This is a genomic window from Streptomyces olivochromogenes, assembly GCF_021538895.1.
Taxonomy (GTDB): Bacteria; Actinomycetota; Actinomycetes; order Streptomycetales; family Streptomycetaceae; genus Streptomyces; species Streptomyces olivochromogenes_A.
In genome coordinates, this window is sequence record NZ_JADDRL010000175.1 from 1 (window position 1) to 13,770 (window position 13,770).

The following is a 13,770-nucleotide window of genomic DNA, read 5'->3' on the forward strand; positions in this document are numbered from 1 at the left end:
CATGGGCGCCGAAGGCGCGGCCAACGTCATCTTCCGCCGCCAGATCGCCGCGGCCGACGACCCCGAGGCCATGCGGGAGCGCATGGTCAAGGAGTACAAGGCCGAGCTGATGCACCCCTACTACGCGGCGGAGCGCGGTCTGGTCGACGACGTCATCGACCCGACCGAGACCCGCGAGGTGCTCATCAGGTCGCTTGTGATGCTGCGGAGCAAGCACGCTGACGTGCCGTCCCGCAAGCACGGTAATCCGCCACAGTAACGGAGCAGTTGATGGTCAAGCAGGAACGTGCAGCGCGCACCCGCGACGCCCTCATCCGGTCGGCGGCGGAGATATTCGACCGGGAGGGTTTCACGGCCGCCTCACTCACGACGATCAGCTCGCAGGCCGGAGTGAGCAACGGGGCGCTGCACTTCCACTTCCCCAGCAAGGGATCGCTGGCGGACGCAGTCGAGAGCGCGGCTGCGAACCAACTGCAGACCATCACCGACGCCGAGGCGTTCAATGGAAAGAGCCGGCTGCAGCACCTCGTCGACGTCACGCACGTCCTGACGACGGGGCTTCGTGAGGACGTGGTGCTGCGCGCGGGCTTCGAGTTGAGCGGAGACACCTCGCGCGCGTCGCACGTCGACCTGCGGGCGTGCTGGCAGGCCTGGGTCCAGGAGGCGGTGGGCGATGCGGACGACCAGGGCGAGTTGTGCACAGGCGTCTCCGAGAGCGCGGTGACCGCACTGGTCGCCGCCACCGTGGGCTTCGAGGTCCTCGGCTCCCGGGACTCGACCTGGCTCTCGCAGCCTCGTGTCACCCAGTTCTGGCGGCTGCTGCTGCCCAGGCTCGCCACGGCCGGACTCCTCGACGACCTTGAAGCGGCCGGATCCCGAACTCCCAGTGAAGACCAAGCGGTCTTCTTCTGACTCCACTTTGTGCATATATCTCCTCTAGCCATGCTCCGACTCGCGGCAAGCCGAGCGCGTCGGAGCATGGCGTCTTTCGGTCGCATCCGCCGGGGGGCCTTGTGTCGGATTGTTTTCGCCCCATCAAGGCACTTGGTGTCAAAATCATTGGCCTGAACTGCATGTCCTGGCTGGTCACGGCAGCTGCGTCATACAAGTAGTCGTGGATCGCTAGTGGCCGGATCTGAGCGCTCTTCCGGGCTGGACAACTGATGAACGTTGACAAACCGACTATGCTGTTTTTTTATCGAAGGGCCCGGTAGTTGCGCCATGAGACCCGACGGTGGGCGGCGCGCAGGCCGAGCACCGGCCTCAGCCAACATTGGGGGAGAACATGGACATCGAAGTGCTGGGCGCGCTGTCGGTGCGCGAGAACGGGGCGCCGGTCGTGCCGACGGCTCCCAAGCCGCGGCAGGTTCTTGCCCTGCTCGCCCTCAACGCCGACCAGGTGGTTTCCGTGGCCAGGCTGATCGAGGAGCTGTGGGGCGAGAACCCTCCGCGCAGTGCGCGGACCACGCTGCAAACGTACGTGCTGCAGCTGCGGGAGTTGATCGCCGAAGCACTGGCCCGTGCCGAGAACGAGCGGTGCACGGCAAAGGACATCCTCACCACCGTCCCCGGCGGCTACCGCCTGGAGACGCGCGGAGGCACCGCCGACTTCCGGGAGTTCGAGCGCCGCGCCGGCACGGGCTACCGGGCCATGGACGCCGAGGACTACACCGGCGCGGCACGCCGTCTGGCGGACGCGCTGTCGCTGTGGACCGGGCCCGCCCTGACCGACGTGCAGGCCGGCGGCCAGATCGACATGGAGGTCAGGCGCCTGGAAGAGGCCCGGCTGTGCGCGCTCGACCAGCGCATCGAGGCCGACCTGCGCCTGGGGCGCCACCGCGAGCTGCTGGCGGAGCTGACGGTTCTGGTCAACCGGTACCGGATGCACGAGAGCCTGCACGGGCAGTTCATGCTCGCGCTGCACCGCTCCGGGCGGCGCGGCGAAGCACTGAGCGTCTATCAGCGGCTGCGTGCCACGCTCGTCTCCGAGCTGGGTCTGGAGCCCTCGGCGGCGCTCAGCCGGTTACAGCGCTCGATCCTCATGGCCCGTCCCGAGCCGGCCACCGCGAGCGGTGGGCGCCTGGTCGCCCAGTGAGCTGACACCCCGGCTCCACGCGCGTCCGCCCGGCAACCCGGCAACCCACCGTCCTCGACGGAATGGCGCCTACGCCGCTACCAGCCGCGTCGGCCATACCGGCGAACCGCTGCCTCCCCGCATCCGGTCGCCGCGGCCGCGCACCACCGCCCCGCGCACCGTCACTCGCCGGCCGCGCGGGGCATCAGCAGGTCCAGACGGCTGACCAGGTCCCGCTGCTCGCGGGCGAGTTGCTCGACGTGCCGGTACAGCAGGGCCATCTCCTCGCGCAGCGCGCGCACGTGCGCGGTGTCCTCGGGGGCCGTGTCCGGCTCCTCGGCCGTGCGGTCGGCCCGGACTGCCTGATCCGCCTGACGAGCCTGATCCGCCTGACGGGCCTGATCGGTCAGGAGGGGCTCGGCGGGGGGCGTCCCGTCGAGCGGGAGCACATGCGACCTTCCCGCCTGCGGACGGTCCATGGCCCACACGTGCTCGTGTCCCGCCGCGCGGTCGGCCCGCACCGGCTCGGTGGGGGCGGGGCCGGGATCCTGGTGGCGCAGGATGACCTCCATGCAGTCGCGCAGCACAGGGCCCGGTTCGATGCCCAGGTCGTGCACCAGCCGGCGGCGGGCCCGGTCGTAGGTGCCCAGCGCCTCCGCCTGGCGGCCGCAGCGGTACAGCGCGGTCATCAGCAGCTCGTAGAACCGCTCCCGCAGCGGGTGAGCGGCCGTCAGCTCCTCCAGCTCGCCGATGATCTCGCTGCTGCGGCCCGCTCGTAAAGAGGCCTCGTACAGCGTCTCCAGGGAGGCGAGCCTGGTCTCCTCCAGCAGGGCGGCCTCGGCCGAGCAGATCGGCCCCCGGCCGCTGCCCTGCAACGCCGCACCCCGCCACAGCGCCAGCCCCCGGCGCAGGAGGTCGACGGCCCGGCCGGGCTCCTCGGCGGCCAACGCCCGCCCCTGCTCGGCCAGTTCACGAAAGCGCCGGGCGTCCGTCTCGGCGCCGTCCAGACGCAGGACGTAGCCCAGGGGGCGGGTCACCACCCACTCGTGGTACGGCTCGCCCGAACCGGGCGCCGGAACCGGCAGCAGCCGCCGCAGCCGGGTCATGTGGGCCTGAAGGGCGTTGGCGGCGTTGCCCGGCGGATACTCGCCCCACAGCTCGTCGACGAGCTGCTCCGCGGCGACGACCCGGTCCGCCTTCACGACGAGGGCGCCGAGCAGCGCACGCTGCTTGGCACCCGCAGGCACGATGGGCAGCCTGCCGCGCTCGTCGTAGACCTGGACCGGACCAAGAATCCGAAATTCCATTTCGCCCCTGCCTCGGAAAATCGGCGATTGCACGGTCGAAGATCCCGGCCCGGTGCGATCTCCCGTGATCCCTCATGATCTCCCGTGATTACCCGCTGAAATCCGGACCGTTCATCCGAGGCCGACAATAGTTGCCGTGCGGTCCTGGCGCGGGATTCACCAGCGGTTTGCAGGGGGGCGTAGAACCTGCTTCGAGGGCGCGTCAAGCCGGGGCGGTCATCAGTTCCGGGAATCCGACCTGTACGCCGCGCCGGTGATAGGCGCTCAGCAGGGCGAGCAGCCTGCTGTCGGGCAGGTCTGGCAAGAAGCCGTGCCCGGAACGCGCGCTCTCCCGAACGAGGTTGCCCACCCCGTCCTGCCGCGCTGGCGTCGCCAGACGGCTCAGCAACTCCCGGACGAGCGGGTCGGTGCCGCGGTCCGGGGGCGCGCTGTGCGATTCCGTCCCCATGGCTGGAAAGCTAACAGCACCCATGCGCCCCGGGACAGGGGTTTCGGCCCCGCCCCGCAAGCTCGCGAACCCATTTTCAGTGATATGTCAGCGCTGTATCAGGGCCCTGCACGTAAGGTCACTCAAGAAATGCTCAAGCAACTCTTGCGTACGAGTCGCGAGAAGATCAAGTTCCCCTCTTTGGCGCCCTGCGGCAATGACAAAGAATGTCGTGAGGCGACAGTATCTAATGGCTCGATTACCCAACTCGGAACCGACGGCCGACACGGCTCGGAGGAATCATGGAGATAAAAGTCCTGGGTGCACTCAATGCCGAAGTCAATGGAATGTCGATCGTCCCGACCGCCGGCAAGCCACGCCAGATCCTGGCGCTGCTGGCGCTGTACCCGGGGCGAGTCGTTCCCGTGCCCACCCTGATGGAGGAGATCTGGGGCACCGACCTGCCGCAAAGCGCCCTGACCACGCTCCAGACGTACATACTTCAGCTGCGCCGCATGCTGGGCACCGCCATGGGCCCCGACGCCCCGGGCTCCGCCAAGGACGTACTGGCCACGCGGTACGGCGGCTACACGCTGCAGGTGCCCGCCGAGGCCGTCGACGTCTACCAGTACGAGCGGCTGGTGGCCGAGGGGCGGCAGGCGTTCGAGGACGGGGAGGACGAGAGTTCGGCCGCCAGCCTGCACGAGGCGCTGAAGCTGTGGGACGGGCCCGCGCTGGTCGACGTCCGGGTCGGGCCGATCCTGGAGATCGAGGTCATCCGCCTGGAGCAGAGCCGCCTGGTCGCCCGCGAGCGCCGCATCGACGCCGACCTGCGTCTTGGGCGGCACGTCGAACTGATCGCCGAGCTCACCGACCTGATCGCCCGTCACCCCCAGCACGAGGGGTTGCACTCCCAGGCGATGGTGGCGCTGTATCGTTCCGGCCGGCAGGCGGGGGCGCTGGACGTGTACCGCAGGCTCCGCCACCGGTTGATCGACGAACTCGGCGTGGAGCCCTCGCCCCAGCTCCAGCGGCTGCACCAGGCGATGCTCGCCGTCGACCCGCGCCTGGACGTCGCCGCAGGACCGCGGCGGACCTCGACCTTCGACCTGTACGCGGCCTGAGGCCCGCGGACAGACCGAAGGAGCGCACCCGGCCCCGAGGACCGTAGGCCGGCCGAGCACCGTACGCCGCCGAGGACGCTGAAGATTCGGCACCCGCACGGGACCCGTCCGCGCACCACGGAACCCCACCGGGTCCCGGACGCACGACGTGACAGACACCGCACAACCGAGGGCGCGGGGGATCCTCCGGCTTTGGTGTCGAATCGAGCGCGGCCCAAGTCGTACCGGCCAAGCTCTGGAGGCGGACGTCCGCGCCACCCGCCCCCCCCGGGCCGGTGCCGCACGCGCCGCGACGCACACAGCTTCCAGGAGGAGGGCGACGGATGGGTTCCCGAATGGAGGAGGGCGGGGCGCACAAGAGCCGCGTGAGGCTGCACTGCCTCGGCCACGCGGGCGCGGGGGTGGGCAGTTACCGCCGCTGGGCCGCCTCGGTCGGACCCGACGTCGACGTGGTCACCCTTCCTCTGCCCGGCCGTGACAGCCGCCGGCGCGAGCAGCGCGTGACCGATCGCGCCGGGCTGCTGGCCGACCTGCTGCCCAACCTGCTGAAGGCGGCGCACGAAGGGCCGTACGCGTTGTACGGCCACAGCCTGGGCGCCCTCGTCGCCTACACGCTCACCCGGGCGCTGGCCGACGCCGGCGCACCCCCGCCGCTGCTCCTCGCGGTGGGCGCCTGCCCGCCGCCGCACGCCTCGACCGCCCTGATGAGCGCGGCCGACCTGCCCGACGACCAACTGCTGCCCCTGCTGGACCATCTGGGGTCACTGCCGCGCGGGACGTCCGCGTCCCCCGGCGGGCTGTGGCGGCGCAGCGTCCTGCCCGTGCTCCGTGACGACCTGCGGCTGGCCAGGTCCCTGCGGACGGCGGCGCTGGACCCGGTCACCGGCGGGAACGTCGGCTGCCCCCTGGTCGTCTTCGCCGGCAGCGACGACCCGCTCGCCGCGCCCGCCGCGCTGGAACACTGGCAGCGCTGGACCCCCGGGCCGATCGACCTGCACACCGTGGCCGGGGACCACTTCTTCGCCGACTCCCCGGACCTGCCCGGTCTCGTCGGGCAGGCTTGCCGCGACCGCGCCGCCGCGCTGCCGTCGGGAGGCCACCGATGAAACGCGTCGTGATCACGGGCATCGGGGTGGTCGCCCCCGGCGCGGTCGGCACCAAGAACTACTGGTCGCTGCTGACCCTCGGCCGCACCGCGACCCGGGGCATCACGCTCTTCGACGCCGGCGCCTTCCGCTCCCGGGTCGCCGCCGAGGTCGACTTCGACCCCGCCGCCCACGGCTTCACCCTCGCCGACACCGAACGCCTCGACCGAACCGCCCAGTTCGCCCTCGTCAGCGCGCGGGAGGCGATCGCCGACAGCGGGATCGGCGGCGACGAGCGGATCGATCCGCTGCGCACCGGGGTGAGCCTGGGCAGCGCCATCGGCTGCACCACCGGCCTCGCCACCCAGTACGCCATCCTCAGCGACTGCGGCAGCACCTGGACCGTCGACCACACCAAGGCCGGCGAGTACCTCTACGACTACTTCGTGCCCAGCTCGCTGGCGGCGGTCGTGGCCCGCGACTGCGGCGCCCAGGGGCCGGTCGGTCTCGTCTCCAGCGGATGCACCTCGGGCCTGGACGCGATCGGGAACGGCGCCGAGCTGATCCGCGACGGCAGCGCCGACGTGGTCGTCGCGGGCGGGGCCGAGGCGCCCATCTCCCCGATCTCCATGGCCTGCTTCGACCGCATCCGGCTCACCAGCCCGCGCAACGACGAGCCCGCGACGGCCAGCAGGCCCTTCGACCGCACCCGCGACGGCTTCGTGCTCGGCGAGGGCGCGGCCGTCGTGATCCTGGAGGAACTGGAGCACGCCCGCCGGCGGGGCGCCCGCGCCTACGCCGAACTCTCCGGGTTCGCCGCCTACAGCAGCGCCCACCACATGACGGGACTGCGGCCGGGCGGGCAGGAGATGGCCGACACCATCCGGGCCGCGCTCGACAGGGCACGGCTGAACCCGGTCGACGTCGACTACATCAACGCGCACGGCGCCGGCACCCGGCACAACGACCGGCACGAGACGCACGCCTTCAAGGCCGGGCTGGGCGACCACGCCCGCCGCATCCCGGTCAGCTCCATCAAGTCGATGATCGGCCACGCCCTCGGCGCCGCCGGTGCCCTCGACATGGTCGCCAGCGCGCTGGCCATCCAGCACGACACCGTCCCGCCGACGGCCAACCTGCACGAACCCGACCCGACCTGCGACCTCGACTACACCCCGCTGTTCGCCCGGGAGCAGCGCACCAGCACGGTGCTCAGCGTCGCCAGCGGCTTCGGCGGGCTCCACAGCGCCACGGTGCTCACCCGGCCGCGGCTGAGGGAGGCGGCATGACGACCACGGCCGGACCGGGACCGCGGGGCGGCACGCGGACGCAGCCCGCGCGAACCCGGGAGGGGACGGGCGGCGGCGCACGGACGCTGGTCACCGGCATCGGCGTCGCCGCGCCCAACGGGCTCGGCACGCGCGCCTGGTGGCAGGCGCTGCTGGACGGCCGCAGCGGCATCGGGCCCATCACCCGCTTCGACGCCTCCGGATACCCGGTGCGGATCGCGGGCGAGATCCGCGGCTTCGTCGACGAGGACCACATCCCCAGCCGGCTGCTGCCGGAGACCGACCGGGTCACCCGGATCGCCCTCACCGCCGCCGAGGAGGCGTTCGCGGACTCGGGCGTGGAGCCCCGGGAGCTGCCCGAGTACGCGGCCGGAGTGATCACCGCCAGCTCCGCGGGCGGTGTCGAGTTCGGGCAGCGCGGGCTGGCGGCCCTGTGGGCCAAGGGCGCGCGGTATGTGAGCGTGTACCAGTCCTCCGCCTGGTTCCATGCGGCGAACCCGGCGCAGATCGCCATCCGGCACCAGCTGCGCGGGCCGGGATCCACCATCATCAGCGAACAGGCCGGCGGCATCGACGCGCTCGCGCGCTCCCGGCGGCGCATCCGCGACGGCGCGCGCCTCATGGTCACCGGCGGGGTCGACTCCACGCTGTGCCCGTGGGGCTGGGCCGCCCATCTGGCCGACGGGCGGCTGAGCACGTCCGCCGATCCGGCGCGGGCCTACCTGCCGTTCGACGCGGACGCCGGCGGTCATGTCGTGGGCGAGGGCGGCGCGCTGCTCGTCGTCGAGGACGCGGACGCGGCGGCCCGGCGCGGCGCGGTCGGCTACGGGATCGTGGCGGGCTGCGCGGCGACGTTCGACGGGGCCGACCGGCCGCGGCTGCGGGAGGCGGCCGAACTCGCCCTGGCCGACGCCGGGATCCGTCCCGAGGAGGTCGACGTGGTCTTCGCGGACGGGGCGGGGGAGCGGGCGGCGGACCGGGTCGAGAGCGAGGCCCTGTGCGCGCTGTTCGGGCCGTACGGGGTGCCGGTGACGGTGCCCAAGACGATGACCGGACGCCTGGGGGCGGGCGGTTCGTCGCTGGACCTGGCGGCGGCCCTGTTCACGCTGCGGGAGCGGGTGGTGCCGCCGACCACCGGGACCCGGAGGGCCGCCGAGGACTGCCCCCTGGACCTGGTCACGGGCAGCGCCCGCGAACTGCCCGACCTGCGTACCGCCCTGGTGCTGGCGCGCGGCCGCGGCGGCTTCAACTCGGCGGCGGTGGTGTGCGCGCCGGCGGCCGGGTGACCGTCCGCCGCGGGCGTGGGGGTCGTACGAAGTAGGGTCCGCGCCGGCCGCGCGGGCGCGCGCGGGCCGGGCGGAGGAGTGGGCACGGCGAGGTGCCCGGCGAGGACGGCGAGGTGCCGTGCCTCGCCCATGCCGTGTGGCCTGGTCCCGTTACGCCGCCTTTTCCGGCCGTTCCGGGTTGCTCTGTGTGCGGATCAGTTCGCGTTCCAGCCGGCGCTCGAATTCGGACAGCGGCACATCGGCCCGCAGTCGTTCCGGGTGTCCGGGCGGCGGCTGTTGCCAGGGTGCGCGGCGGCCCACGTACTCGTACGGGCTCGTCTCGCCGCAGACGATCAGCAGTCCGTAGACGACCAGACCGTCCCACAGGCTGCGCACGAACCGCAGGACCGGGCGGAAGAGACCCATCGCTGCCCCTCTCGTGGCTGGTTCCTGTCCTGTGGAGTGCGTCGCCGGACCGTTGGGCGACGCCCGAGACCGCCACCGTCCGTCGTAACGCTTGAGAACGCGCCCAGTTTCGGTGGAGCGGCGATGGAGCCGCAGCGGCGCCTGCGGCATGTGCCGGAGGCCGTGACCCCCGCGACCTGCGTCGCCTCGGGCCGGTTCGAGACAGATCCGAGTCGCGCCCGAGCGGCGCGCGGGCGGATCGCGAGCGGTTCCGGACAGGGTCGAAGGCACGGCCGCCGAAACGCCGGAACGCAAAAACGATTAATCACCCGTCCGGATACCGCCCGTGCCGCGTGGGACCGCCACACGTGCGAGACCGACGGGTGACACCGGTACGGCGGCGAACCTCGGACGACGAAGGGTGTGGACGATGCCGGATGCAGGAGTGCACCGCGCGGTCAGTGAAGTCATCGCATCGGCCCCGGCCGGCGTTCTCTACGGCCTGATCGCCGACGCCACCCAGTGGCCGCTGTTCTTCCCGCCCTGCGTCCACGTGGAGCAGCTGGAGTTCGACGGGACCAGGGAGCGCCTGCGGATGTGGGCCATGACGGGCGACAAGGTCGCCTCCTGGGTCTCCAGCCGGCGCCTGGACGTAGGACGACGCCGGGTGGAGTTCACCAAGGACCTGCCCGATGCGCCGGTCGAGTCGATGAGCGGCGTGTGGACGGTGGTGCCGCTCGGCGACAACCGCTCCCGGGTCACCCTGGAGCACACGTTCACCGTCGTCGGGGACGACCCCGGCGACGCGGCCTGGGTGGAGCGCGTCACGGTGGTCAACAGCCGGGCCCAGCTCGACCGGCTGGCCTGGATGGCTGAGCGCTGGACGCGCCTGGACGACCTCGCCCTGTCCTTCGAGGACAGCGTGCACGTCAAGGCGCCCGCGGAGCTGATCTTCGACTTCCTCTACCGGGCCGAGGACTGGCCGGTCCAACTGCCGCACGTGCACAGCCTCGACGTGATCGAGCAGGCGGCGGGCGTGCAGATGATGCGCATGGGCAGCGGCATGGACGGCGCCGCGCACACCACCGAGTCGGTGCGCATCTGCTTCCCGAGCGCCGGCCGGATCGTCTACAAGCAGACGCGGACCGCCCCGCTGCTCACCGCGCACACCGGCGAATGGTCCCTCGAACCGGACGAGTCGGGCGTGAACCTCGTCGCCCGCCACAACGTGGTGCTGGCCGAGGAGGCCATCGAAGCGGTCCTCGGCGAGGGCACCACCGTGGCCGAGGCCGCCCAGCACGTACGCGACCGGATCGGCCGGGCCGGACTCCTCGTACTGCAGCACGCCACGCGGCACGCCGCAGGTGCGGTGCGTGTCCTGTGACCGCTGTCGTACCCGCCGCCGGTCGCGCGGCACAGGAGCGCCCCGGAGTCCTGGACGCCGGTGAACCCGAGCGTGCCGCCCGGCTGGAGGAAGCGCTCGGCGACCCCTTCGATCCCGCCAACCCGCACGGCCACCAGGCGCTGCTGCGGGCGGACGACGACCGCGAGGTGCCCGAGGCCACCGAGGCACTGCTCGCCCGGGCCGGCCTGGCCGCCGAGTTCGTCCCGCACGACCTGGGCGGCCGGCTGACCGACCTGGAGCAACTCGCCCGCGTCCTGCGGCCGTTGTTCCGCCGCGACCTGGCGCTCGGCTACGGGTTCGGCATCACCTCGCTGTTCGCCGCCTCCGCCGTGTGGACCGCGGGGGACCCGCGCCAGCAGCGGACGCTCGCCGACGTACTGCTCGGCGGCGGGCGGGTGTCGATCGTGCACCGCGAGGTGGCGCACGCCAATGCCATCCTGCGCAACGAGCTCACCGCGGTGCGCACCCCGGACGGCGGCTTCCTGCTCAACGGCCGCAAGGACGCCGTGATCAACGCCGCCCGCACGGACACGTTCGTCGCGTACGCGCGCACCTCGCCCGAGGACGGTCCCGGCAGCCACTCGGTGCTGCTGCTGGGGCCCGAGCCGCCCCGCTCCGGCGAGGTACGCAGGCTCGCCCGGGCGGAGACGCCCGGCATGCGCGGCGCCCACTTCAGCGGACTGGAGCTCGCCGACGTGCCGGTGCGGGACTCCGCCCTCGTCGGCGAGGTCGGTGACGGCGTGTCACTCGCCCTGCGCAGCTTCCAGATCAGCCACTGCCTCATCCCGGGCACCGTCCTCGCGGGCGTGGACAGCGTGCTGCGGCAGGCCGTGCGCGCGGCCACCGAGAACCGCCCCGACGGCCGGCCCGCCCGCCGCGGGCAGCGGGCCCTGGCGGGAGTCTTCGCCGACCTGCTGGCCTGTGACGCCATGGCCGTCACCGGACTGCGCGCCCTCAGCCTCGTACCGCAGGACGCCTACCTGCTGGCGGCGGCCGTCAAGTACACGATGCCGGACCTGCTGCGGGAGGACCTGGAGGAACTGGCCACCGTGCTCGGCGCCCGCGGCTACGACCGCGGACCGCTCTACGGCGGCTTCCAGAAGCTCGGCCGGGACCTGCCGGTGGCCGGGCTCGGGCACTCCGGGACCGCCGTGTGCCAGGCCGTCCTGGTGCCGCAGCTGTCGACGCTGGCGCGCACGACGTGGTTCCGCAGCGACGAGCCGCCCGCCGACCTGTTCCGGCCCGGCGCGCCGCTGCCCGCCTTCGACCACCGCAGGCTCGCCCACTTCGGCACGGAAGACCTGCTCACCGCGACGCTGATCGCCGCGGCCGACCGGCTCGACGCACAGCGCTCCCACGGGCCGCTGCACGACACGCTCGCCTCGATCGCCCGCATGTTCGTCGACGAGCTGCGGATCCTGCGCGCCCGGTGCACGGCCCTGTCGGCCTCGGGCAGCACGGCGTTCGACCCGCAGGCCTGCGCGCTGGCCGACCGCTACGCCCTCGTCCTGGCCGCCGCGGCCTGCCTCGGCGTCTGGGAGGGGCAGGCCGGCGGCGACTCCTTCCTGGCCCGCCCGGCCTGGGCGGTCCTGGCCCTCAGCCGCATCGGCCGCAGACTCGGCGCCCCGGTGCCCGAGACACCCCCGGAGGTGGACCAGGAGGTCCTGGCGGAGGTGCTCCAGCGCTGCCGCGAGGGACGCAGCCTGGACCTGTACGCGACGCAACTGGCCGGCTGAGCCGGTCACCGGAGGCCCGGTCGCGGCACGCGCACCGCGCGCCGTACGCGCCCGAGCCGGGACGACGGCGGTGCGGTGCGGGGCCGCCCGGAAGAGCCGCACCGGCCGGGGCACCGGGCCGCCGCGGGAACGACGGCACAGGGCGCCGTGCGGGGGACCGCGCGGCGCCCCCGTCCGGTCGCGTCCCGGGCCCGGGGCCGTGCCGGCCGGACCTACACGCAGGGAGACAACGATGGACCGGGTGAGATGCGCCGCGCCCCTTCACGTGCCGCGGCCGGCAGGGCCCTGGCACGGTGTACGGGACAACCTGGCCGTGCTCGGCAACGCGCTCGTCTACACGACCTGGAGCGAGTGGCTGCCCAGCGTGCTCACCACACCGAGGCTGAGAGAACTGCTCGGCCCCGACTGGGACCGCTACCGGCGCACCCGGGACGCCGTCGTGCGTTACCGGTTCGCCGCCTCACGGCTGCTGATCAAGTACACCGCGGCGGCGGCCCTGGCCACCCCGCCGGAGTACCTCGACCTGGCCTACCGGCTGGGCGGGCGGCCGTACCTGCGCGGCTTCGACCAGATCGAGCTGAGCCTCAGTCACACCGGTGACGTGATGGCGGTCGGGCTCAGCCGCACCGGCCGCATCGGGGTCGACGTGGAACCCGCCGACCGGTTCGTGCGCCTGGACCTGCTGGAGACGCAGATGCTCACGCCGGTCGAGACGCGAGAGCTCGCCGGTCTGCCCGAGAAGGAGCGGGCCGTGCGCACCCTGCGGCTGTGGACCCTCAAGGAGGCCTACAGCAAGGCGCTCGGCCAGGGACTGCGCCTGGGATTCAAGGAGTTCGGCTTCAGCCCGAGCGGCCGGCTGCGCGCGCCCGACGGGCGCTCCGCCACCCGCGGCGAGTGGGGGTTCGCCACCCATCCCGTCATGGACCGCTTCCTGCTGAGCGTGGCCTGCCACGACACGGGCCTGAACACGGCGGGCGACACCTCGGTGGAGACCATGCTCGACCGGGGCTTTTTGTCCGCGATGACCCGCCCGCCGGACCCGGACCAGAAGTAGCCCCCTCTTCTCCGGTCGGTCGCGAGGCGTTCTGCGGCGGATCCCCGGCCGTGTCAGCCCGGTGTCAGCCTTCTGGCAGCCCGCTGCTGCACGATGCTTCCTGGAGTGCCACGCCCGGGCCTGCCAGGCTTCCCGGGGACCTCCGTGACCGACGGGGCCCGCACGGGAGGACAGCGCCCGTGCGTGGGGAGGCCACGACCTGAGGGGAGGGCGGTCCATGGGGAGGCGGAACCGCTCTCGTACCGCGCGCGACCGGGCCGCAGCCTCCCCCGACCGCCCGGCGCGCATCTATGTGCCGGTGACCTGGCAGCAGTACGACCTGCTGGTCGACTCCTTCGCGCACCGCGGCACCGGGCGGCACGTCGAGCAGCTGACGTGGTGCTGGCATGGCCCGCTGGACACCGAACGCTTCACCGCGGCCTGGCAGTCGGTCGTCGACCACGAGACCGTGCTGCGCTCCGGCTTCGTCTGGGGAACCAGGCCGCGCGTGGTGTTCCACGAACGCGCCCACGTGGAGGTCGTACGGCATCCGGCGGCCGGCGTCGACTGGCGCGAGCTGGTGGAGCGGGACCGGCTGCGCGGCTTCGACCTGCGCCGGC

The 13,770-nt window shown here is 72.7% G+C and carries 13 protein-coding genes and 1 pseudogene; 11 read left to right on the forward strand and 3 right to left on the reverse strand.

Annotation, left to right across the window (positions count from 1 at the left end):
- The 3 genes from IPZ69_RS43830 to IPZ69_RS43840 all read left to right on the forward strand — a co-directional run.
- Positions 1-259: carboxyl transferase domain-containing protein (locus IPZ69_RS43830; RefSeq protein WP_308407606.1), on the forward strand; the 259-nt coding region annotated here is incomplete at its 5' end.
- Positions 260-270: 11 nt separating this feature from the next.
- Positions 271-912, forward strand: a complete 642-nt coding sequence (locus IPZ69_RS43835; protein ID WP_235460495.1) for a ScbR family autoregulator-binding transcription factor — start codon at positions 271-273, stop codon at positions 910-912.
- Between the two features lie 373 nt (positions 913-1,285).
- On the forward strand, positions 1,286-2,095 hold the full coding sequence (locus tag IPZ69_RS43840; RefSeq protein WP_235460496.1) for an AfsR/SARP family transcriptional regulator: 810 nt from the start codon (positions 1,286-1,288) through the stop codon (positions 2,093-2,095).
- Between the two features lie 161 nt (positions 2,096-2,256).
- Here the strand turns inward: IPZ69_RS43840 and IPZ69_RS43845 are convergent, their stop codons facing one another.
- Positions 2,257-3,381: an AfsR/SARP family transcriptional regulator gene (locus IPZ69_RS43845; protein WP_235460497.1), complete on the reverse strand. Its 1,125-nt coding sequence runs from the start codon at positions 3,379-3,381 to the stop codon at positions 2,257-2,259.
- Between the two features lie 202 nt (positions 3,382-3,583).
- Positions 3,584-3,829 (reverse strand): hypothetical protein, encoded by a 246-nt coding sequence (locus IPZ69_RS43850; protein ID WP_235460498.1) that lies wholly within the window; start codon positions 3,827-3,829, stop codon positions 3,584-3,586.
- Positions 3,830-4,110: 281 nt separating this feature from the next.
- On the opposite strand from IPZ69_RS43850, the gene IPZ69_RS43855 reads away from it, so the two are divergent.
- From IPZ69_RS43855 to IPZ69_RS43870, 4 genes are all read left to right on the forward strand, one after another.
- A complete protein-coding gene (locus IPZ69_RS43855) occupies positions 4,111-4,932 on the forward strand; it encodes an AfsR/SARP family transcriptional regulator (RefSeq protein ID WP_235460499.1) in 822 nt (273 codons plus the stop codon).
- Positions 4,933-5,255: 323 nt separating this feature from the next.
- Positions 5,256-6,038 carry a thioesterase II family protein gene (locus IPZ69_RS43860; RefSeq protein ID WP_235460500.1) on the forward strand — a complete coding sequence of 261 codons (783 nt, stop codon included), beginning with the start codon at positions 5,256-5,258 and terminating at the stop codon, positions 6,036-6,038.
- Positions 6,035-7,306 (forward strand): beta-ketoacyl-[acyl-carrier-protein] synthase family protein, encoded by a 1,272-nt coding sequence (locus IPZ69_RS43865; RefSeq protein ID WP_235460501.1) that lies wholly within the window; start codon positions 6,035-6,037, stop codon positions 7,304-7,306. Before IPZ69_RS43860 ends, IPZ69_RS43865 begins: the two co-directional genes overlap by 4 nt.
- Complete coding sequence (locus tag IPZ69_RS43870) at positions 7,303-8,592, forward strand: ketosynthase chain-length factor (protein ID WP_235460502.1); 1,290 nt, start codon at positions 7,303-7,305, stop codon at positions 8,590-8,592. The genes IPZ69_RS43865 and IPZ69_RS43870 overlap by 4 nt, the downstream gene beginning before the upstream one ends.
- 150 nt (positions 8,593-8,742) lie before the next feature.
- On the opposite strand, the gene IPZ69_RS43875 is transcribed toward IPZ69_RS43870, so the two are convergent.
- Positions 8,743-8,997, reverse strand: a complete 255-nt coding sequence (locus IPZ69_RS43875) for a DUF6059 family protein (protein WP_235460503.1) — start codon at positions 8,995-8,997, stop codon at positions 8,743-8,745.
- Between the two features lie 409 nt (positions 8,998-9,406).
- Here IPZ69_RS43875 and IPZ69_RS43880 point away from each other — a divergent pair, with 409 nt between their 5' ends.
- The 4 genes and pseudogenes from IPZ69_RS43880 to IPZ69_RS43895 all read left to right on the forward strand — a co-directional run.
- Positions 9,407-10,360, forward strand: a complete 954-nt coding sequence (locus IPZ69_RS43880) for an aromatase/cyclase (protein WP_235460504.1) — start codon at positions 9,407-9,409, stop codon at positions 10,358-10,360.
- On the forward strand, positions 10,357-12,117 hold the full coding sequence (locus tag IPZ69_RS43885) for an acyl-CoA dehydrogenase (protein ID WP_235460505.1): 1,761 nt from the start codon (positions 10,357-10,359) through the stop codon (positions 12,115-12,117). The genes IPZ69_RS43880 and IPZ69_RS43885 overlap by 4 nt, the downstream gene beginning before the upstream one ends.
- A gap of 232 nt (positions 12,118-12,349) precedes the next feature.
- On the forward strand, positions 12,350-13,171 hold the full coding sequence (locus tag IPZ69_RS43890; RefSeq protein WP_235460506.1) for a 4'-phosphopantetheinyl transferase family protein: 822 nt from the start codon (positions 12,350-12,352) through the stop codon (positions 13,169-13,171).
- A gap of 217 nt (positions 13,172-13,388) precedes the next feature.
- Positions 13,389-13,770: pseudogene (locus tag IPZ69_RS43895) on the forward strand (condensation domain-containing protein); the annotation flags it as partial.